Raw genomic sequence first — 19,209 nt, forward strand, 5'->3', positions numbered from 1 at the left:
GAATTTATTCAACTTGAAGAAAAGATCAGCTAAATGATGGTGAAAAGTACTAAAAAGAAACGATCACATATTGGGTTAATTATATTTACTATATTACTGGTAATCTTGTTAGGAATTTTAGGGGTAAATTATAAACGGTTTGCTAGTAAGCAACTTAACCCAGTTCGTGACAATAAAGTAGTAAAAAAAGATTCGCCTAAAATAACAAAGACTGCAAAGATTGTTGGATCGTATCGAGATGATCAAGACGGTGCAGCTATTGTCTTAAATGAAAACGGAACAGGTCAGTATGTTTATGCAGATAAGAATAATCCGGATACAGATGATAGCTTAACATGGCGTAAAGAAGGAGAACACTACCTTATAAATTTGGAAGATCGTGACGTAACTAATCCCCTTACCGCAACGCTTGATAATAATAAATTAGTTGTTACAGGTAGTAATGGCTGGAATACCGAAACATTCCAAAAAGTTAATGAAGAGTTAAACCTTCAACAATTTTTGAATGATATGCATAAAAAATAAGGTTGTTTTTAGGGGTAATTACATCATATCAGGAACGATTTCCTGTGTACATAAAAACCGGATGATGAATTGTTCAAAAAATTCATCATCCGGTTTTTATTTGGACTAGGAGTTTTTTCCCAGCCTCATGCCAATTATCAAATCAGCAATTGAACGTGTTCGTACTAGTGAAAAAGCTGAAGCACGTAACGCTTCACAATTAAGCCAAATGCGGACTGCTATTAAGAAGTTCGATAAGGCAAAGCTTGCTGGCGCAGATAACCTTGACGACTTATACAAGGCTGCTATCTCAGCAATTGACCGTGCCCACTCTAAGGGCCTTATCAAGGCTAACAAGGCTGCACGTGACAAGTCACGTCTCTCAGCACGTTACGCTAAGTAAATGGCTATTTCAAAAGAACGTAAAGATCAAATTATTAAGGAATTCGCAACTCACGAAGGAGATACTGGTTCTACTCAAGTTCAAGTTGCTGTTTTAACTGCTGACATCAACGAATTGAACGATCACCTTCGTACACACAAGCACGATTATCATTCACAACGTGGTTTAATGAAGAAGATTGGTCACCGTCGTAACTTATTAGCTTACTTACGTCGGACTGATTTACCTGCTTACCGTGAACTTATCCAAAAGTTAGGTTTACGTCGGTAAATGGATAATAATATTAAAATTATTCCTTTTGGTGGTGTACGCGAAAATGGTAAAAATATGTACGCCGTTGAGATTGAAGACCAAATTTTCATTTTGGATACGGGGTTAAAGTATCCTGAGAATGAATTAATGGGAATTGATGTTGTCATTCCTGACTGGGAATATCTTCGTGAACATAAGAACAAGATAGTCGGGGTATTCTTAACACACGGACATGCAGATTCAATTGGAGCACTCCCGTATTTCTTGATGGACTTTAATGTTCCGGTATTTGGAAGCGAGATGACGATTGCCTTAGCAAAGCTGGCAGTTAAAAACCATAAGGAAGTTAAGAAGTTTAATGATTTTCATGTTGTTGATGCGTCAACAGCAATTGATTTTAATGATGTTACAGTTTCATTCTTCCAGACGACCCATACTATTCCTGAAACTTTAGGGGTTGTTTTAGAAACTAAAGCAGGAAATATTGTTTACACTGGTGATTTTAAATTCGATCAGACAGCTAAAAAGGGTTATCAAACAGACCTTGCTCGTTTAGCGGAAATTGGATCACAAGGTGTATTAGCACTTTTAAGTGATTCTGCTGGGGCCGGAATTACGGGTGCGTCTGCTCGTGAACAAGATATTGGAGACTATATTAAAGAAACTTTTAAATATCAAAACGGTCGGATTATTGTTGCTAGTGTAGCTTCAAATATTATGCGTGTACAGCAGATTATCAATGCTGCTGTAGCCGTTGGCCGGAAGATTGTTTTATCTGGAAAAGACATTGAACAAATTATTGATACAGCAATGTCTTTGGGAAAGTTACACTTACCAGATGACTTATTTATTAGTCGCAAGGAAGCAGAAAAACTCGAACCAAACCAAGTTGTTATTTTAGAAACTGGTAAAATGGGTGAACCGATTAAGTCATTACAGCAAATTGCAAACGGCGATAATCCTAATTTACAATTAACGAGTACAGATCTTGTCTTTGTTACTACTACTCCTTCTTATGCGCAGGAGACTGAGGTACAAAAGACAAAAGATATGATTTATCGTACGGGAGCAGAGGTTAAATTTATTTCTGATGATTTGAATCCTTCTGGACATGCTAACCAAAATGATGAACAATTAATGTTGAATTTCATGAAACCCAAGTTCTTCATTCCAATTCAAGGTGAATACCGTCTGTTAGATCGTCATGCGGAATTAGCAGAAGAAGTAGGAGTTCCAAAAGAAAATATCTTCCTCGTTAATAAGGGTGATGTTCTGACTTACAAAAATGGTAAATTCCATGTTGGAGAACATATTGATGTAAGTAATACTATGATTGACGGAACAGGTGTCGGTGATATCGGTAATATTGTTTTACGAGATCGGCGCGTCCTGTCAGAGGATGGGATTTTTGTTGTGGTGGCAACTATTGATCGGAAAAAGAAAAAGATCGTTGCTCGACCACAAATTACGTCACGAGGATTCGTGTTTGTAAAGACTAACCGTCAACTAATGCAACAGAGTGCTGACTTAGTTGAAAAGATTGTTCAAGAAAATCTAGATCAAAAGGAATTTGATTGGAGTCACTTGAAACAAGATGTTCGCGATAAATTAAACCGATTCTTGTTTGATCAAACTAAACGGCATCCAGTTATTTTGCCAGTTATTATGGAGATTAATCAACATCAAAAGAAGATTAAAAACAATGTTGAGAAGAAAGAAGAGAAATCTGCGAAGTCACGTTCAACGAAAGAGCATCATCGTGGTCGTGGTAAAAAACGAATGGCAAAAGAAAAGAAGTAGATGAACGAACCCCAACAAGATCAATATCTCCAGGCTCAAAAATTAATTGCTGAAGAAAAATGGCAAGAAGCTAGTAATATTCTGGAAGATCTTATAAACGAGGTTGATGATTCAGAAATCGGTCGATTGACGATAATCGCTCTGTATCATTCTCAACAATATACCAGGGCTTGTACTTACTTGTTTGAGTATTTAGAAGTAATGTTTGATAGCTTGGCAGATGCTCAAATTGCCATTAAAATTTTGTGTCAAAATGAATTATTTGTTTTAGCAAGACAGGTGATTAGTAGTCTTTCGCAATGGCAGGATGATTTGCTGACAATTGTTACAATGGGGGAGGAAAAATCTCGTCAAGAGTACCAGGAGACATTACAAACACGTTTGCGAGACTTTTATCATTTAGGAGATTACTCCCTTGAAGAGCAGCAAAGTAGGCTGCAGGCGGCTTTTAAACTTCCTTTAAATGAATTTATTACAGGCGCTAAATTCCTGCTTCGTGATCCCTACACTCATCCACTGGTAAAGTCTAGTTTGGTTGAGCTGCTTAGTAAGTTACAAGTTGCAGATCCGGTTACTGTTTATTGGCTAGATAAGAAAGAATATACAGTTGTGCCAGCTGATATTCAGCCTTTAAATTTATTGCCAGTCGTTAGTGAAGGTAAGAGATTAATTACAGAAAAGTGTGGAAATCAAAACCCGCAGACAGAAAAGATGGCAATTCAAGAATTTCAATTACAGGTAATGTTCTTATATCCGCGAATTAATCAAATTATTAAAGATATTGATGAATGGACAGATGTTTTAATCGCTAGAATAGAAGGAAAGAAAGTCGCAACAAATACGGTTTCTAGTACGTGGCAGGAACGACTAGGTAAGCAGATTGACGAATTAATAGAAAAACATTAGATGGCTGAAAAAGAACATTATGAACGTACAAAACCCCACGTTAACATTGGTACTATTGGCCACGTTGACCACGGGAAGACTACTTTAACTGCTGCTATTACAAAGGTATTGGCAGCCAAAGGTTTAGCAAAGGCAGAAGATTACGCTGATATTGATGCTGCTCCAGAAGAAAAGGAACGTGGTATCACTATCAACACTGCCCACGTTGAATACGAAACTGAAAAGCGTCACTATGCACACATCGATGCCCCTGGACACGCTGACTACGTTAAGAACATGATCACTGGTGCTGCACAAATGGATGGTGCTATCCTTGTTGTTGCTGCTACTGATGGTCCTATGCCACAAACTCGTGAACACATTCTTCTTGCTCGTCAGGTTGGTGTTCAATACATCGTTGTATTCTTGAACAAGACTGACTTAGTTGACGATGATGAATTAGTTGACTTAGTTGAAATGGAAGTTCGTGACTTACTTAGCGAATACGATTTCCCTGGTGACGATGTTCCAGTTGTTCGTGGATCTGCTCTTAAGGCACTTGAAGGTGACCCAGAACAAGAAAAAGTTATCCTTCACTTAATGGATGTTATTGATGACTACATCCCAACTCCAAAGCGTCCTACTGACAAGCCATTCATGATGCCTGTCGAAGACGTATTTACTATCACTGGTCGTGGTACTGTTGCTTCTGGTCGTATTGACCGTGGTACTGTTAAGGTCGGTGACGAAGTTGAAATCGTTGGTTTAACTGAAGACGTTCTTAAGTCAACTGTTACTGGTTTGGAAATGTTCCACAAGACTCTTGATCTTGGTGAAGCCGGGGATAACGTTGGTGTACTTCTTCGTGGTATTTCACACGACCAAATCCAACGTGGTCAAGTTTTGGCTGAACCAGGTTCAATCCAAACTCACAAGAACTTCAAGGGTGAAGTTTACGTTATGACTAAGGAAGAAGGGGGACGTCACACTCCATTCTTCTCAAACTACCGTCCACAATTCTACTTCCACACAACTGATGTTACTGGTACTATCGAATTACCAGATGGTGTAGAAATGGTTATGCCTGGTGATAACGTTACGTTCACTGTTAACTTACAAAAGCCAGTTGCTCTTGAAAAGGGTCTTAAGTTCACTATTCGTGAAGGTGGACACACTGTTGGTGCCGGTGTTGTATCCGACATCTTAGACTAAATGTCAGCAAAATGGGAACGCGATAGCGATGCCAGCAAAGGTACATTGACATTTGAAATTGATGTCGACACTATTAACAAGGGAATTGACGAAGCTTTCGTTGAGACTCGTAAAAAGATCACTGTTCCGGGCTTCCGGAAGGGTCGTGTCCCTCGTCAAATCTTTAACCAAATGTACGGTGAAGAATCATTGTATCAAGATGCCTTAAACAAGGTATTACCTGATGCATATAACGAAGCAGTAAAGGAAACTAACATTCAACCTGTAGATCAACCTAAGATTGATATTAAGAGCATGGAAAAGGGTCAACCATGGGTATTAACTGCTGAAGTTGACGTTATGCCAGAAGTTAAATTAGGTGAATACAAGGGTATGGAAGTTCCTGCTCAAGACACCACTGTTACTGATGCTGATGTTGATGATGCACTTGAAACTAAGCGTCAACAACAAGCTGAACTTGTATTAAAAGAAGATAAGCCAGCCGAAAAGGGCGACACTGTCGTTATTGATTACAAGGGTAGCGTTGACGGTGAAGAATTTGATGGCGGTTCAGCTGAAAACTACTCACTAGAATTAGGTTCAGGCTCATTTATTCCAGGTTTTGAAGATCAATTAATCGGTCACAACGCTGATGAAGATGTTGATGTAAATGTTACCTTCCCAGAAGATTACCACGCTAAGAATCTTGCTGGCAAGGATGCACTTTTCAAGGTTAAGATTCACGAAATCAAGGAAAAGCAATTACCAGAACTTGACGATGATTTCGCTAAGGATGTTGACGAAGATGTTGATACTTTAGCTGAATTAAAGGAAAAGACTAAGAAGCAACTTCAAGAAGAAAAGGATAACCAAGCTAAGGCTGCTATTGAAGATGCTGCTATCAATAAGGCTGTTGCTAATGCAGAAATCCAAGATATTCCACAAGCAATGTTGGATGATGACACTAACCGTCAAATGCAACAATACTTAGCAGGAATGCAACAACAAGGTATCAGTCCTCAAATGTACTTCCAAATTACTGGTACAAAGGAAGAAGATTTGAAGAAGCAATTTGCTAATGATGCTGCTCAACGTGTAAAGACTAACCTTGTCTTAGAAGCAATTGTTGACGATGCTAACTTAGATGCTACTGATGAAGAAATTGCTAAAGAAATTTCTGACCTTGCAAAGCAATACGGTATGGAAGAAGATGCTGTTAAGAAGGCATTATCTAAAGACATGTTAATGCATGATATTAAGATCCGTAAGGCTGTTGACTTAGTTGCTGATTCAGCAAAGCAAGTTAAGGATGACGAAAAGTCTGACAAGTAAATGTTTGAAGATACCACTGGTATGGATTCAGTTCACTGTTCATTTTGTGGAAAGTCCCAAGATGAAGTGAAAAAAATTGTTGCTGGTCCTGGCGTCTATATTTGTAACGAATGTGTTGACCTTTGTAAACAAATTATTGATCAGGAACTAGCAGAAGATGAAGCTAAAAAAGCTTTCCGTGTGCCAACTCCAGGAGAGATTGTTAACGAACTGGATGACTATGTAATCGGTCAAGGTGATGCTAAAAAAACATTAGCAGTTGCTGTTTATAACCACTATAAGCGGGTTAATGCAATGATGAGTGGCGATAATAATGATACAGAACTTCAAAAGAGCAACATTGCCGTAATTGGTCCAACTGGTTCTGGGAAAACCTATCTTGCCCAATCACTTGCGCGAATTCTAAATGTTCCGTTTGCAATTGCAGATGCTACAACTTTAACTGAAGCTGGATACGTTGGTGAAGACGTTGAAAATATTATCCTTAAATTACTTCAGGCTGCTGACTTTGATGTAGAACGTGCTGAAAAAGGAATCATTTACATTGATGAAATTGATAAAATCGCAAAGAAGAGTGAAAATGTATCAATTACGCGTGATGTTTCTGGAGAAGGGGTTCAACAAGCTCTTTTAAAGATTCTTGAAGGAACAATTGCTAATGTACCACCTCAGGGAGGACGTAAACATCCACAGCAAGAATTTATCCAAGTTGATACGAAGAATATCCTCTTTATTGTTGGGGGAGCCTTTGATGGAATCGAAACAATTGTTAAGGAACGACTCGGTGATAAGACAATTGGATTTGGAACAGACTCACGAGAAGCTGAAGAGGTTACGGATAAAAATATTTTGCAACATGTTATCCCAGAAGACCTTCTTAAGTTTGGCTTGATTCCAGAATTTATTGGACGATTACCTGTGATGACTGCTCTTGAAAAACTTGATGAAGATGACCTTGTTCGAATCCTTACTGAGCCAAAGAATGCATTAGTTAAGCAATATCAAGAGTTAATTCGCCTTGATGGAAGTAAGTTGACCTTTACTGATGGTGCATTACGAGCAATGGCACAACTAGCAATCAAGCGAAATACAGGTGCTCGTGGTCTCCGTTCGATTATTGAAGATGTAATGCGGGATGTAATGTTTGACTTGCCAAGTCGTAAAGATGTAGAAAAGGTAATTATTGATAAACGATGTGTAACGCAACATACAGAACCTCGTTACGTTTTAAAGGATGAAAAAGCTTCTTAAATGGAAGTTCACAATGTAGATTTAACAATCAGTGCCGTAAGTGATGAACAATATCCTAAAACAAATATTCCAGAAATTGCTTTAGTTGGTCGTTCAAATGTTGGGAAGTCATCGTTGACAAATGTCTTAATCAACCGGCGCAATTTTGCTCATACGTCTAGTCAGCCAGGTAAAACCCAGACATTAAATTTCTATGACGTTGAGGATAAGGTATATTTTGTCGATGTTCCAGGATATGGGTATGCCAAAGTCTCGAAAAAAGAGCGAGAACGATTTGGAAAAATGATCGAACAATACTTAACCCAACGTGAACAATTACGCGGAGTTATTCAATTAGTTGATGCACGGCATGAACCCACCCCTGATGATGTAAATATGTATAATTGGTTACAATATTATAATATTCCAACATTAATCGTAGGGACAAAGATTGATAAGGTAAAACGAAGTGCATGGAATCGCCAACTAAGCCTTATCAAAAAGACCCTTGATGTTGAGAGTTCAACACCGATTATTCTATTTTCAGCTACAGAGAAAAAGGGTAAAGATGATGTTTGGCAGTGGATTGAAGAGCGAATGGGGAAGAACTAATTGGATTTTAATGAATACCAAAATGCAGCAAAACGAACCTTATATGGGAATGAACAAGTTTTAACAAATTGTGCATTAGGATTAGCTGGTGAGTCAGGACAAGTCGTTGATTTAGTAAAAAACTATACTTTTCGTAGTCGAAAATTAGATCGTAAGGAACTAATCCACGAAATGGGTGATGTCTTATGGTATTTATCTCAAATTGCAGAATGGGCCGATATTCCATTTGAAGAGGTTGCCAAAGCAAATATTGAGGAATTAAATCAGCGCTATCCGACTGGTTTTAAAAAGCAAGATTAAATGGGATTAGTTACTAGAAGAAGCGAACAGCTTGATAAATTATTTGATCAATTTGCGGTTGATCCTAAAAAACCAAAAGCAACTAAAAAAAATGACGATAAAAAAGAAAAAGATAGCAAGGATAAAGAAAAGAAATAAATGGCCAGTGAACATTTAGAACATAAACTAGCATTGTTACCTGACAAGCCAGGTTGCTACCTGATGAAAAACATTAATGATCAGATAATTTATGTTGGTAAAGCTAAAAATTTAAAAAATCGGGTTCGGTCTTACTTTAAGAGTAGCCACACCGGTAAAGTAGCTAAAATGGTTTCAGAAGTTGCGGACTTTGAAACCATTGTAACTTCGACTAATAAGGAGTCGTTCTTACTTGAAATAACGCTTATTCAAAAACATCAACCTTATTTCAATATCAAATTAAAAAAGGGAACTGGTTATCCCTACATAAAAATAACAAATGAGCGGGATCCTCAAATTAAGATCGTTAGTAAAATAAAAAAAGATGGTGGATATTATTTTGGCCCTTATCCAAATGTCTATGCTGCGGAGGAGACGATGCATTTTATTCAAAGGGTTTATCCATTAAGACGATGTAATGGGTATCAAGGCCGTCCGTGTTTGTATTACCATATGGGACAATGTTTAGGAGCTTGTTTTAAAGACGTTCCTAAGAGCGAATATGAAGAGCAAATTAAAAAAATTAAGTCATTTTTAAGTGGAAATACAGCGACAGTTAAGCGACAGTTAACCAAAAAGATGCAACTAGCAGCAGAAAACATGGAGTTTGAACGAGCTGCTGAAATTCGAGACCAGCTTCACTATATTGAAGTGACAGTTGAAAAACAAAAGATTATTTCAAATGATAAAACCCCTCGTGATTTATTTAATTTCTATATGGATAAAGGGTGGCTTTCTATTCAAATTTTCTTTATTCGGCAGGCGCGGTTGATGAAACGAGAAAAACGTCTATTTCCAATCGTGGATACGGCAGTTGAAGAAATGACTAGCTTTATTCTCCAGTTTTATAATCGTCGCAATAATATTTTGCCTCGTGAAATTCTTCTTCCTAAGGGCCTTCCCAATAAAGAAATAAGTGAAATATTAGGGGTACCAGTTCGGACACCGGTTCGTGGTGAAAAACGGGACCTCTTAGCAATGGCACATGAAAATGCTCAGTTGTCTTTAGATGAAAAATTTCGACTGCTTGAGATGGACCAAAGTAAGACTACCGGTGCGATGAAAGAGATTACGGATGCCCTTGGACTTCCAGAAGGTCACCGGATTGAAGCGTTTGATCATTCTCATATTCAGGGGGCTGATCCTGTTAGTGCAATGGTTGTATTTGTTAATGGAGAACCAGCTAAAAATTTTTACCGGAAGTATAAATTGAAAACGGTGATTAATCATGCTGACGAAGCTGCCAGTACCCGTGAAGTTATTCGACGGAGGTATTCGCGTCTCTTAAAAGAGAATAAGCCAATGCCGGATATGATCTTTATGGATGGTGGCGAAATTCAGATGGATGCGGCTAAAGATGTTTTAGAGAATGAACTTGGTCTCGATATTCCGGTAGTAGGGATGGTAAAGAATGATAAACACCAAACCGCTGACTTATTGTTCGGGGATGATGATCACCATATTAATTTGAATCCACGGAGCCAAGGCTTTTACTTAGTTCAACGCATTCAAGATGAGGTTCACCGGTTTGCAATTACTTTCCACCGGCGCGTTCATACCAAGCATTCGTTAAGCTCGCGTTTGGATGAAATTAAGGGAGTGGGACCCCGAACTCGAACAAAATTGCTTAAAAAATATGGATCAATTACCAAAATTGCTCAAGCCTCAGTTGATGAAATCCATTCACTAGGAATTAATCGACCTACCGCCCAGTTAATCAAGGTTTCATTGCAGAAAAATGCTGAGGTTGCTAAGGGTAGTAGTCATGATTGAATGAATATGTTTGTTGATCAAATAAAAATTGAAGTACATGCAGGTAAGGGTGGCGATGGAATGGTAGCATTTCGTCGTGAAAAGTATGTTCCTAACGGTGGCCCCGCTGGTGGTGATGGTGGCCGTGGTGGTAGCATCATTTTAAAAGTTGATGAAGGATTACGGACTTTAATGGATTTCCGTTATCATCGAATTTTTAAAGCTAAAAACGGTGGTAATGGAATGAGTAAACAGATGACTGGTCCAAGTGCAGAAGATACAATTATTGCTGTTCCCCAAGGTACTACCGTTAGGGACCTTGATACCGGCGAGATTATTGGTGATCTTGTTGAAAAAGACCAAGAATTAGTAGTGGCTAAAGGTGGCCGTGGTGGTCGCGGCAACATTCACTTTGCTAGTGCTAAAAACCCTGCTCCTGAAATTGCTGAAAATGGTGAACCAGGAGAAGACCATTACTTAGAATTAGAATTAAAGATGCTTGCTGATGTCGGATTAATTGGGTTCCCTTCTGTTGGAAAGTCAACTTTATTATCAGTAGTAACCGGTGCTAAGCCTAAAATTGCTGCATATGAATTTACGACATTAACTCCTAATCTCGGAATGGTAATGCTACCAGATGGCCGTGATTTTGCGATGGCTGACATGCCTGGTTTAATTGAAGGAGCATCGAAGGGTATCGGTCTTGGATTGAAGTTCTTACGGCACATTGAACGTACCCGCGTTCTTCTTCACCTAGTGGATATGAGTAGTGAAGATCCTCATCAAGCAATTGAACGTTACCGGCAAATTAATAAGGAACTTGCTAATTACGATCCTGAATTATTAAAGCGACCACAAATTGTAGTTGCGACAAAGATGGATTTGCCAAATTCTGCCGATAACTTAGCTGCTTTTAAAGCTGATTTGGCAGCAGATAAGACTTTAGAAAAGCAGCCAGAGATTTTCCCTATTTCAGCGGTTACTCATCAAGGTGTCCAACAATTAATGCAATTAACGGCTGATCTCTTAGATAAGACACCCGCATTTGATAGTGAGAGTCATGATAAAGAATTGGTCGCTGAATATCGTGCTGCTGCTCTTGACAAGAAGGATGAGACGGACTTTACCATTACCAAGGATGAAGACGGCACCTGGGTATTGGGCGGTGAAAAACTTATTCGGTTATTTAAGATGACTGATTTAACTCATGAAGAAAGTCAATTACGCTTTGCTCGTCAACTTCGCCATATGGGGGTTGATGACGCGTTAAGAGCTAAAGGTGTACAAGATGGTGATCTTGTAAGAATTGAAAAATTTGTTTTTGAATTTATTCAATAAATGCAACTTGAATTTTTAGGAACAGGCGCTGGTTCCCCAAGTAAGCAACGTAATGTAGCAAGTGTTGCATTGCGGTTGTTAGAAGAACGAAACGCAATTTGGTTATTTGATGTTGGAGAAGCTACTCAACATCAAATTCTCAATACGACAATTAGGCCACGAAAGATAGAAAAAATCTTTATTACTCACTTGCATGGTGATCATATCTTTGGTTTACCTGGTTTACTAAGTTCCCGCTCTTTTCAAGGAGGAACCGAACCATTGACGATCTATGGACCAATAGGAATAAAGCGGTATGTTCAGACTTCTTTGCAAGTAAGTGAGTCACGCCTCAGTTATCCTTTGCATTTTGTTGAAATAACAGATGACGGGGAACTATTTAATGATCATGGTTTTAGAGTGATTGCACGAAAGTTGGATCACAAAATTGCTTGTTTTGGATACCGGATTGAAGAAGCGGATCATCCAGGAGAATTACAAGTTGAAAAATTACGAGAACAAAAAGTACCATCTGGGCCAATTTACGGTCAACTAAAAGCTGGAAAAACGGTTACTCTTCCTGATGGTCGCGTATTAGATGGTCATGACTTTATTGGCACTCCTCAACCTGGACGAATTATTGCAATTTTAGGCGATACTAGACAAACAAAGAATGCAATTTTGTTAGCACAAAATGCGGATGTATTAGTGCATGAAAGTACTTTTGCTAAAGATGAGACGAAGATGGCATACAATTATTATCATTCAACCAGCAAACAAGCAGCTGAAATTGCAAAAAAAGCTGGTGTTAAAAAATTATTGTTAAATCATATTTCAGCACGATACACCGGTAAAGCAGCCTATCAATTGGCATATCAAGTTCGTAATATTATTCCTGATACTCGAGTTGTTAATGATTTTGATGTGATTGATATTCCGTTTAAAAAATGAATGCTGAGAAGAGTAAAGACGTTACGTTTTCTGCGAAATGAAGTTGTATTAATTACTGGTGGTTCAAGTGGAATCGGCAAAGAGTTGGCTTTTGAGGCAGCTCGTCGTGGTGCAATTGTTGTTGTTGTTTCTCGTAACCTTGAGAAGTTGCAAGAGGTAGCCAAGAAATGTTTAATTTTATCTGGTCGGCCAGCATTTGCTTATCAATTGGATGTCACCGACCCTGATCAGATTGATGATGTGCTTTCGAAGGTTCAACATGAAGTAGGAGGAATCGATGTATTAATTAATTCTGCTGGGCTTGGTGACTTTATTCCCGTAGTTAAGGAATCTTACAGCTCAATGGAAAAAATGGTACATACGAACCTCTTAGCCTTAATGTATATTAGTCGGTGTGTAGCTAAACAAATGATGGATCAAGGGTATGGGGCCATTATTAATATGGGTTCATTAGCTGGTAAATTACCTACACCAAATAGCACTGTATATTCAGCAACGAAGGCTGGGGTAATCCAGTTTGATAACGTTTTACGAATGGAAGTTGCTGATTATGGTGTCCAAGTGTTGACAGTTAATCCTGGCCCAATTGATACACCTTTCTTTGATAAAGCGGATAATAATTATACGTATCGGGCCCATTTACCAAAATGGATATTTATCTCTCCTGAAGACTTAGCTCGACGAATTTGGAATAATGTTGGGTATAAGACGAGGGAAATTAATGTTCCAGGATATGTGGCTTGTCTTGGCTGGGCTTACCAAGTTATTCCCGGTTTAGGTGACTGGGCAATTAAAAAATTTTTTGATTTCCAACAGGATAAGAAGAACTTATAAATGATTGATGCAAAATTTAAGTGGGAACTTGCCGATAATGCTTCCTCAGCAACTGTTGATAATCTTGAAAAAGAGTTAGGCATTTCTAGAATATTGGCAACCTTATTAGCTCAGCAAGGAATCGATTCAACCGAACAAGCAAAAAAATTCTTTGAACCATCGATAGAAGAGATCCATGATCCAACCTTATTGCATGATATGGATAAAGCAGTTGAGCGAATTGAGCAGGCAGTTGAAAAGCAAGAACAAATTACTATTTATGGTGATTATGATGCCGATGGAATTACTAGCACATCCTTAATGTATGAAACGTTATTATCTATCGGTGCCAATGTTAATTATTATGTCCCAAATCGGTTTACAGATGGATATGGGCCTAACATGGACGCTTACCAACGCCTTATTGATAATGGTACCCAGCTTTTTATTACGGTGGATAATGGCGTTAGCGGAAAAAATGTTATCGATAAGGTAATAGCAGCAGGAGTAGATGTTGTAATTACTGACCACCATGAGTTGCCTGCTGACTTGCCTAATGCGGTTGCGATCGTTCACCCTCGTTATCCTGGTAGTAATTATCCTTTTCCTGATTTGTCAGGCGTTGGTGTTGCATTTAAGGTGGCTTGGGCTTTAACTGGTGAGTTTCCTGTTGAAGAACTGGACTTAGTTGCAATTGGTGAAATAGCTGATGTAGTAAACGTTACGGACGAAAATCATGCGTTAATTTCCTGTGGCATTCAGCAATTACGACAGGGGATGCGTCCAGGATTAGCGGCTTTAATGAAATTAGCTGATATTAAAGCTAACAATCTAACTGATCAGGATATTGGATTTGGAATTGCACCACGGCTAAATGCGCTTGGCCGAATTGCTGATGCTAATGATGGAGTTAAATTACTGACGAGTTTAGATGAGAATGAATCACAAAAATTAGCTAAAGAGGTAGATCAGGCGAATAAAGAACGTCAGAACCTAGTTGCTGATATTATGAAAGAGGCAGAAAAACAAGCTAATAGTTCAGCTAACCAGCAGAAAAAGACCTTATTAATTGTTGGAAAAGGTTGGCATCAAGGCGTATTAGGAATTGTTGCCAGTCGGATTATGAATGAGACTGGAAAGCCAACAATTGTCGCATCAACTGATCAAAATAATCCGACCTTAATAAAAGGATCTGGTAGAAGCGTTGACAGTTTTAACCTGTTCAATGCCTTGGAGGCTCATCGTGAACTATTTACGACATTTGGCGGGCACCCTGCTGCTTGTGGTCTTTCTTTTGATTCGAAAAATATTGTACCTCTGCAAATAGCCTTGGAAGAAGAAGCAGTCAAACAAAAATTTGATCCAACGGTAAAGCAACCTCTTCCAATCGCAATGAAACTTGTACCAGCTGATGTTACCCAACAGTTATATAACGATATTCAACGGGTTGCTCCATTTGGTCCAGGAAATATGGAACCGGTTTTTGAATTAAATAACGTTAAAGTTGTCGATGTCAAAACAATGGGACAGGAACACCAGCATTTAAAATTTTCGATTGTAAGTGATAAAAAAAATCTAACAGTCGTTGCTTTTGGTCAAGGAAATTTGGCAACACTATTATCCGCGCCAACCGGACAAATTAATTTAGCCGTTAAAGTTAGTCTTAATGAGTGGCGTGGTAAAAAAAGTGTCCAACTGATGTTAGAAGATCTCCAAATTAATGGAACGGTAATTATTGATGAACGAACGAATAAACTAACTCCTCAGCTTTTTAGTTCTTCAGATTATTACATTGTAAGAGAGCCAAGATTGCGAGAAAATATTGCTCCCCATGTGGCTCCTGGCTATACTTTATCGATCGAAGAAGCAATTAAGACTGATTTTTCTGGTCAACAAGTAACGCTGGTTGACTGCCCATCTAGTGAAGAAATGCTAAAACGGATTTTTGCAGAGGATGAAGAAGAACCAGCAACTATTCGCTTATTACTGTATCAGCGAAAAAGTGCCTATTTAGCTGGACTGCCAACACGGAATGATTTTGCACAGCTTTATCGATTTATTTATAAGCAAAAAGAATTAAAATGGCCCATGCAAGCTAAAGCAGTTAGCAATCATTTAAAGATTAATATGGATCGATTAAATCTAATGATTCAAGTGTTTTCTGAAGCAGGATTTGTTACAATAAAAGATGATGTGTTAAAGTTTAATGAGTCAACTAATAAGACTGATTTAACGCAAACTAAACGTTATCAAAAACAATTAGCACAATATAAAGTTGAACAACAGTTGCTTTTTAATGATGCTGCAACGGTTGCTAACTGGTTATTGAAATATTTAAATTTAGAATAAATGGCTTTAGACCTTTATAAATACGTAGCTAGTGTTCCTGATTATCCAGAAAAGGGTATTATCTTTCGAGATATTTTGCCATTAATGGCTGATGGGGCTGCCTTTAAGCAAGCTACTGACGAATTAGTTGATTATGCTAAGGATAAAAAGGTAGATATGGTAGTAGGACCAGAAGCGCGAGGTTTTATTGTTGGGTGTCCTATTGCTCGCGAACTGGGTGTTGGATTTGCTCCAGCACGTAAAAAGGGTAAGTTGCCAAGAAAAGCAATTAGTGCATCTTATGACTTAGAATACGGAACAGCTACCTTGCAAATGGAAGCCGATGCAATTAAACCGGGACAACGGGTTCTTGTTGTGGATGATCTCTTAGCTACAGGTGGAACAATCTCTGCAACAATTGATATGGTTGAACAAATGGGTGGTATTGTTGTTGGCTGTGCATTCTTAATCGAATTAAAAGATCTTCATGGTCGCGATAAGCTTAAAGATTACGATATGAAGGCATTAATGGAATTTTAAATGATTTTCTTAGTAATAATGGGAGCCTTATTTTTGATTTTGGGTGGTTTTTATCTTGCTAATTCATGGCAACAGTATCGCGAATGGAAAAGCGGGACAATTATTGTAGTATTGAGTATTATCGCAATTGTTTATGGTGTGATTAATTTACCTTATTTTCATCATAATAATTCTGCTAGCTCAAGCCAAAGTACTTCATCTTCACAAGTGGCGCGGTCCAGTAGTTTTTCATCATTTTCAAATGGATTAGCGATTGGCAATTCAAGTGCAAATGAAGCGCAACAAGAAAGTAAGACAATGGCTGTTTTGCGTCAAATGCAAAAGGGTTATTCAAAATTAGGTTCAGTTGATTATAACGAAGATAGTAAGACATTCCAGATCACGCCAACTGATGATAATACGGTTGAAGCATTGAAAGCTTTAGCGCAAGATCCAAGTCAGGCTGAACAAATGGGCTGGCCTAACTTAACTAAGTCGATTAAAAGCAATTCAGGGCAAGTAGAAAAAGCATTAGGTGAAGGATATTCAATTAGTATTATGAATCCAAGTGATTCTAGTCAGGCGTTGTATACGGCCAAAGATGGCAAAACTACATACGATATTGCTAATCAATAAGGAGACATACTCAAGTGGCTGAAGAGGACGGTTTCGAAAACCGTTAGGCGTGTAAAAGCGTGCAGGGGTTCAAATCCCCTTGTCTCCTAAGGTATCTGTCAAGTTTTCATAGGTAGCCTTTAAATATACAGTTTTAGTGGGTTAGTGCCTTAAAAAGTTGTCCCATTGGTCTACTTGTGGCTGTGTTAATCGGAATTATTCCTTGTACTGCTCCAATTGACGGCTTTGTCGGTGCCTTTCTTAGAAACTCTCCAGTTCGAATATGCATTTCCTGTAATAGGCTGGTTTGAGCCACTCGAGGATGAACTGTTAATTGTTCTAGGATTGTATTTAAACTAGCTTGCAGTTCACCATTCATTCGGGCTTCAATTAAACCAATCATGGCTTTAGCCCCCTGCTCAGTCCATGACTTGCCCTGTTTCTTCATCCGGTAAGTAAAAGCCCGGTGAGAACTTTCGACTGAACCAATTAAATGAATATCCTTAAATCCACGCATTTGTGGTGAGAGGATATACCGCCAATTTCGCCGAAATTGGCGGTATATCCTCTCACCACAAATGCGTGGATTTAAGGATATTCATTTAATTGGTTCAGTCGAAAGTTCTCACCGGGCTTTTACTTACCGGATGAAGAAACAGGGCAAGTCATGGACTGAGCAGGGGGCTAAAGCCATGATTGGTTTAATTGAAGCCCGAATGAATGGTGAACTGCAAGCTAGTTTAAATACAATCCTAGAACAATTAACAGTTCATCCTCGAGTGGCTCAAACCAGCCTATTACAGGAAATGCATATTCGAACTGGAGAGTTTCTAAGAAAGGCACCGACAAAGCCGTCAATTGGAGCAGTACAAGGAATAATTCCGATTAACACAGCCACAAGTAGACCAATGGGACAACTTTTTAAGGCACTAACCCACTAATGCCGTGAGGCATGGAGCGGACCATTACTAATCGGTCGAGGACTTAACCAAGGAGCGGTAAGGTTTATTGGAAGAGAATAGATAGGATTTAGTTTTGAGAGCACAAGCTCTCGTCCGAAGGGACAAAAAGTGTGGTGATGATGGCTTGAAGGATACACCTGTTCCCATGCCGAACACAGAAGTTAAGCTTCAACACGCCGAAAGTAGTTGGGGGATCGCTCCCTGCGAGGATAGGACGTTGCCATGCGAAAGTGTGGTGATGATGGCTTGAAGGATACACCTGTTCCCATGCCGAACACAGAAGTTAAGCTTCAACACGCCGAAAGTAGTTGGGGGATCGCTCCCTGCGAGGATAGGACGTTGCCATGCGATGCTGACTTAGCTCAGTTGGCAGAGCACGTCACTAGTAATGATGAGGTCGGAGGTTCGAATCCTCTAGTCAGCACTAATGACCTACAAACATCTTACCACACGTGAATTAACTCTCATAGCTGAATTTTATCGTCAAGACACTCGAGCTTATCAAGTTGCTAAATCACTAAAGCGTAGTGCTGAAACAATTTATCGAGTTTATCGTTATTTAGATACGGGTAAGACAATTGCGCAGTATTTAAAGCAGTACCAACGGAATAAGCGCCGTTGTGGTCGTAAACCAATGACATTACCTGATGATGAAGTAAGTTACATTACCAAGCAAGTTAGTCAAGGTTGGACACCAGATACCATTATTGGTCGGTCAGAGAAGAAAATCAGTTGTAGTATGCGGACACTTTATCGCATGTTTGCCCGTGGTCAATATGACTTTGATGTTAAGCAGTTACCAATGAAAGGTAACCGTCATTCAAATGGCTACGTTGAACGACGTGGGAAAGCTGGCCATCTTGGTCGCAGTATTTACCAACGTTACCGCGATTTTCCGTATTACCAACATGAATTTGGTCATTTAGAAGCTGATACAGTTCAAGGGAAAGCTCACCATGGCGCTGTGATGACCCTAGTAGAACGAATCTCAAAAGTTGAGATTGTCTTGAATGTCCATCACAAAACGGTCGAAAGTGTAAACTATTATTTGGATCAGTGGCTATCAAAACAGCCTCGTCATCTTTTTAAGTCCATCACCTTTGACAACGGTAAGGAATTTGCGGGCTGGCGTGAGATTGCCAATAAGCATGATATCCATACATACTTTGCGGAAGTCGGTGCGCCTAATCAGCGAGGGTTAAACGAAAACACCAACGGTATTCTTCGTCGTGATGGTCTGAGTAAAAAGAAAGACTTCCGTAATTG

The 19,209-nt window shown here is 38.9% G+C and carries 18 protein-coding genes, 2 tRNA genes, 2 rRNA genes and 3 pseudogenes; 24 read left to right on the forward strand and 1 reads right to left on the reverse strand.

All coding sequences use genetic code 11. The features are described 5' to 3' along the window. The first annotated feature begins 33 nt into the window (after positions 1 to 33). The 19 genes from HHK02_RS09550 to HHK02_RS09640 all read left to right on the forward strand — a co-directional run bounded on the left by HHK02_RS09550 (position 34) and on the right by HHK02_RS09640 (position 17,090). Positions 34 to 525 carry a lipocalin/fatty acid-binding family protein gene (locus tag HHK02_RS09550; RefSeq protein ID WP_152744879.1) on the forward strand — a complete coding sequence of 164 codons (492 nt, stop codon included), beginning with the start codon at positions 34 to 36 and terminating at the stop codon, positions 523 to 525. 127 nt (positions 526 to 652) lie between these two features. Further along, on the forward strand, positions 653 to 907 hold the full coding sequence (gene rpsT, locus HHK02_RS09555; RefSeq protein ID WP_003666832.1) for a 30S ribosomal protein S20: 255 nt from the start codon (positions 653 to 655) through the stop codon (positions 905 to 907). Continuing rightward, a complete protein-coding gene (gene rpsO, locus HHK02_RS09560) occupies positions 908 to 1,177 on the forward strand; it encodes a 30S ribosomal protein S15 (RefSeq protein WP_003666833.1) in 270 nt (89 codons plus the stop codon). Further along, positions 1,178 to 2,959, forward strand: a complete 1,782-nt coding sequence (locus tag HHK02_RS09565) for a ribonuclease J (RefSeq protein WP_003671198.1) — start codon at positions 1,178 to 1,180, stop codon at positions 2,957 to 2,959. Next, positions 2,960 to 3,865: a hypothetical protein gene (locus tag HHK02_RS09570; RefSeq protein WP_181462349.1), complete on the forward strand. Its 906-nt coding sequence runs from the start codon at positions 2,960 to 2,962 to the stop codon at positions 3,863 to 3,865. Then, complete coding sequence (gene tuf, locus HHK02_RS09575) at positions 3,866 to 5,056, forward strand: elongation factor Tu (RefSeq protein ID WP_003666836.1); 1,191 nt, start codon at positions 3,866 to 3,868, stop codon at positions 5,054 to 5,056. It abuts the gene before it with no gap. Continuing rightward, the gene (tig, locus tag HHK02_RS09580; protein ID WP_003666837.1) at positions 5,057 to 6,367 is read left to right on the forward strand and encodes a trigger factor; all 1,311 of its coding nucleotides are present in this window, start codon (positions 5,057 to 5,059) and stop codon (positions 6,365 to 6,367) included. Further along, positions 6,368 to 7,618 (forward strand): ATP-dependent Clp protease ATP-binding subunit ClpX, encoded by a 1,251-nt coding sequence (gene clpX, locus HHK02_RS09585; RefSeq protein ID WP_003671194.1) that lies wholly within the window; start codon positions 6,368 to 6,370, stop codon positions 7,616 to 7,618. After that, positions 7,619 to 8,209: a ribosome biogenesis GTP-binding protein YihA/YsxC gene (yihA, locus tag HHK02_RS09590; protein ID WP_003668240.1), complete on the forward strand. Its 591-nt coding sequence runs from the start codon at positions 7,619 to 7,621 to the stop codon at positions 8,207 to 8,209. Next, positions 8,210 to 8,509 (forward strand): nucleoside triphosphate pyrophosphohydrolase family protein, encoded by a 300-nt coding sequence (locus HHK02_RS09595; RefSeq protein WP_003674350.1) that lies wholly within the window; start codon positions 8,210 to 8,212, stop codon positions 8,507 to 8,509. Then, positions 8,510 to 8,647 (forward strand): SPJ_0845 family protein, encoded by a 138-nt coding sequence (locus tag HHK02_RS09600; protein WP_162859759.1) that lies wholly within the window; start codon positions 8,510 to 8,512, stop codon positions 8,645 to 8,647. Then, entirely contained in the window at positions 8,648 to 10,459 is a 1,812-nt protein-coding gene (gene uvrC, locus HHK02_RS09605) for an excinuclease ABC subunit UvrC (RefSeq protein WP_181462350.1), read from the forward strand. Then, positions 10,460 to 11,776: a GTPase ObgE gene (obgE, locus tag HHK02_RS09610; protein ID WP_181462351.1), complete on the forward strand. Its 1,317-nt coding sequence runs from the start codon at positions 10,460 to 10,462 to the stop codon at positions 11,774 to 11,776. Continuing rightward, positions 11,777 to 12,706, forward strand: coding sequence for a ribonuclease Z (rnz, locus tag HHK02_RS09615; protein ID WP_003671185.1), 930 nt, complete (start codon positions 11,777 to 11,779; stop codon positions 12,704 to 12,706). Next, entirely contained in the window at positions 12,707 to 13,540 is an 834-nt protein-coding gene (locus HHK02_RS09620; protein WP_181462352.1) for an SDR family NAD(P)-dependent oxidoreductase, read from the forward strand. It abuts the gene before it with no gap. Then, positions 13,541 to 15,868 carry a single-stranded-DNA-specific exonuclease RecJ gene (gene recJ / locus HHK02_RS09625; RefSeq protein ID WP_181462353.1) on the forward strand — a complete coding sequence of 776 codons (2,328 nt, stop codon included), beginning with the start codon at positions 13,541 to 13,543 and terminating at the stop codon, positions 15,866 to 15,868. Beyond that, a complete protein-coding gene (locus HHK02_RS09630) occupies positions 15,869 to 16,387 on the forward strand; it encodes an adenine phosphoribosyltransferase (RefSeq protein ID WP_003671181.1) in 519 nt (172 codons plus the stop codon). Beyond that, positions 16,388 to 17,002, forward strand: coding sequence for a DUF308 domain-containing protein (locus HHK02_RS09635; RefSeq protein WP_085678228.1), 615 nt, complete (start codon positions 16,388 to 16,390; stop codon positions 17,000 to 17,002). Beyond that, positions 17,003 to 17,090: transfer RNA gene (locus tag HHK02_RS09640), tRNA-Ser, on the forward strand. Between the two features lie 45 nt (positions 17,091 to 17,135). Here the strand turns inward: HHK02_RS09640 and HHK02_RS09645 are convergent. Then, positions 17,136 to 17,531: pseudogene (locus HHK02_RS09645) on the reverse strand (UPF0236 family transposase-like protein); the annotation flags it as partial. Here HHK02_RS09645 and HHK02_RS09650 point away from each other — a divergent pair. From HHK02_RS09650 to HHK02_RS09670, 5 genes and pseudogenes are all read left to right on the forward strand, one after another. Continuing rightward, positions 17,527 to 17,922 (forward strand): annotated as a pseudogene (locus HHK02_RS09650) (UPF0236 family transposase-like protein); the annotation flags it as partial. The pseudogenes HHK02_RS09645 and HHK02_RS09650 sit on opposite strands and share 5 nt — an antisense overlap. 130 nt (positions 17,923 to 18,052) lie before the next feature. Beyond that, a 5S ribosomal RNA gene (gene rrf / locus HHK02_RS09655) occupies positions 18,053 to 18,169 on the forward strand. A gap of 5 nt (positions 18,170 to 18,174) precedes the next feature. Further along, positions 18,175 to 18,291 (forward strand): 5S ribosomal RNA (gene rrf / locus HHK02_RS09660). A 3-nt stretch (positions 18,292 to 18,294) separates the two neighbouring features. Further along, positions 18,295 to 18,367 (forward strand) — tRNA-Thr (locus HHK02_RS09665). Between the two features lie 3 nt (positions 18,368 to 18,370). Beyond that, positions 18,371 to 19,207, forward strand: a pseudogene (locus tag HHK02_RS09670) (IS30 family transposase); the annotation flags it as partial. Positions 19,208 to 19,209 lie beyond the last annotated feature (2 nt).

It is taken from the genome of Limosilactobacillus reuteri (genome assembly GCF_013694365.1).
In the GTDB taxonomy this organism is placed as follows: Bacteria; Bacillota; Bacilli; order Lactobacillales; family Lactobacillaceae; genus Limosilactobacillus; species Limosilactobacillus reuteri_E.

What these genes read in the sequence shown, in the direction of transcription:
- yihA (WP_003668240.1), top strand. Translation starts at nt 7,619, where the DNA reads ATGGAAGTTCACAATGTAGATTTAACAATCAGTGCCGTAAGTGATGAA.
- HHK02_RS09570 (WP_181462349.1), top strand. Translation starts at nt 2,960, where the DNA reads ATGAACGAACCCCAACAAGATCAATATCTCCAGGCTCAAAAATTAATT.
- HHK02_RS09620 (WP_181462352.1), top strand. Translation starts at nt 12,707, where the DNA reads ATGCTGAGAAGAGTAAAGACGTTACGTTTTCTGCGAAATGAAGTTGTA.
- HHK02_RS09550 (WP_152744879.1), top strand. Translation starts at nt 34, where the DNA reads ATGATGGTGAAAAGTACTAAAAAGAAACGATCACATATTGGGTTAATT.
- recJ (WP_181462353.1), top strand. Translation starts at nt 13,541, where the DNA reads ATGATTGATGCAAAATTTAAGTGGGAACTTGCCGATAATGCTTCCTCA.
- rpsT (WP_003666832.1), top strand. Translation starts at nt 653, where the DNA reads ATGCCAATTATCAAATCAGCAATTGAACGTGTTCGTACTAGTGAAAAA.
- HHK02_RS09630 (WP_003671181.1), top strand. Translation starts at nt 15,869, where the DNA reads ATGGCTTTAGACCTTTATAAATACGTAGCTAGTGTTCCTGATTATCCA.
- obgE (WP_181462351.1), top strand. Translation starts at nt 10,460, where the DNA reads ATGAATATGTTTGTTGATCAAATAAAAATTGAAGTACATGCAGGTAAG.
- rpsO (WP_003666833.1), top strand. Translation starts at nt 908, where the DNA reads ATGGCTATTTCAAAAGAACGTAAAGATCAAATTATTAAGGAATTCGCA.
- HHK02_RS09600 (WP_162859759.1), top strand. Translation starts at nt 8,510, where the DNA reads ATGGGATTAGTTACTAGAAGAAGCGAACAGCTTGATAAATTATTTGAT.
- uvrC (WP_181462350.1), top strand. Translation starts at nt 8,648, where the DNA reads ATGGCCAGTGAACATTTAGAACATAAACTAGCATTGTTACCTGACAAG.
- rnz (WP_003671185.1), top strand. Translation starts at nt 11,777, where the DNA reads ATGCAACTTGAATTTTTAGGAACAGGCGCTGGTTCCCCAAGTAAGCAA.
- tig (WP_003666837.1), top strand. Translation starts at nt 5,057, where the DNA reads ATGTCAGCAAAATGGGAACGCGATAGCGATGCCAGCAAAGGTACATTG.
- clpX (WP_003671194.1), top strand. Translation starts at nt 6,368, where the DNA reads ATGTTTGAAGATACCACTGGTATGGATTCAGTTCACTGTTCATTTTGT.
- HHK02_RS09635 (WP_085678228.1), top strand. Translation starts at nt 16,388, where the DNA reads ATGATTTTCTTAGTAATAATGGGAGCCTTATTTTTGATTTTGGGTGGT.
- tuf (WP_003666836.1), top strand. Translation starts at nt 3,866, where the DNA reads ATGGCTGAAAAAGAACATTATGAACGTACAAAACCCCACGTTAACATT.
- HHK02_RS09565 (WP_003671198.1), top strand. Translation starts at nt 1,178, where the DNA reads ATGGATAATAATATTAAAATTATTCCTTTTGGTGGTGTACGCGAAAAT.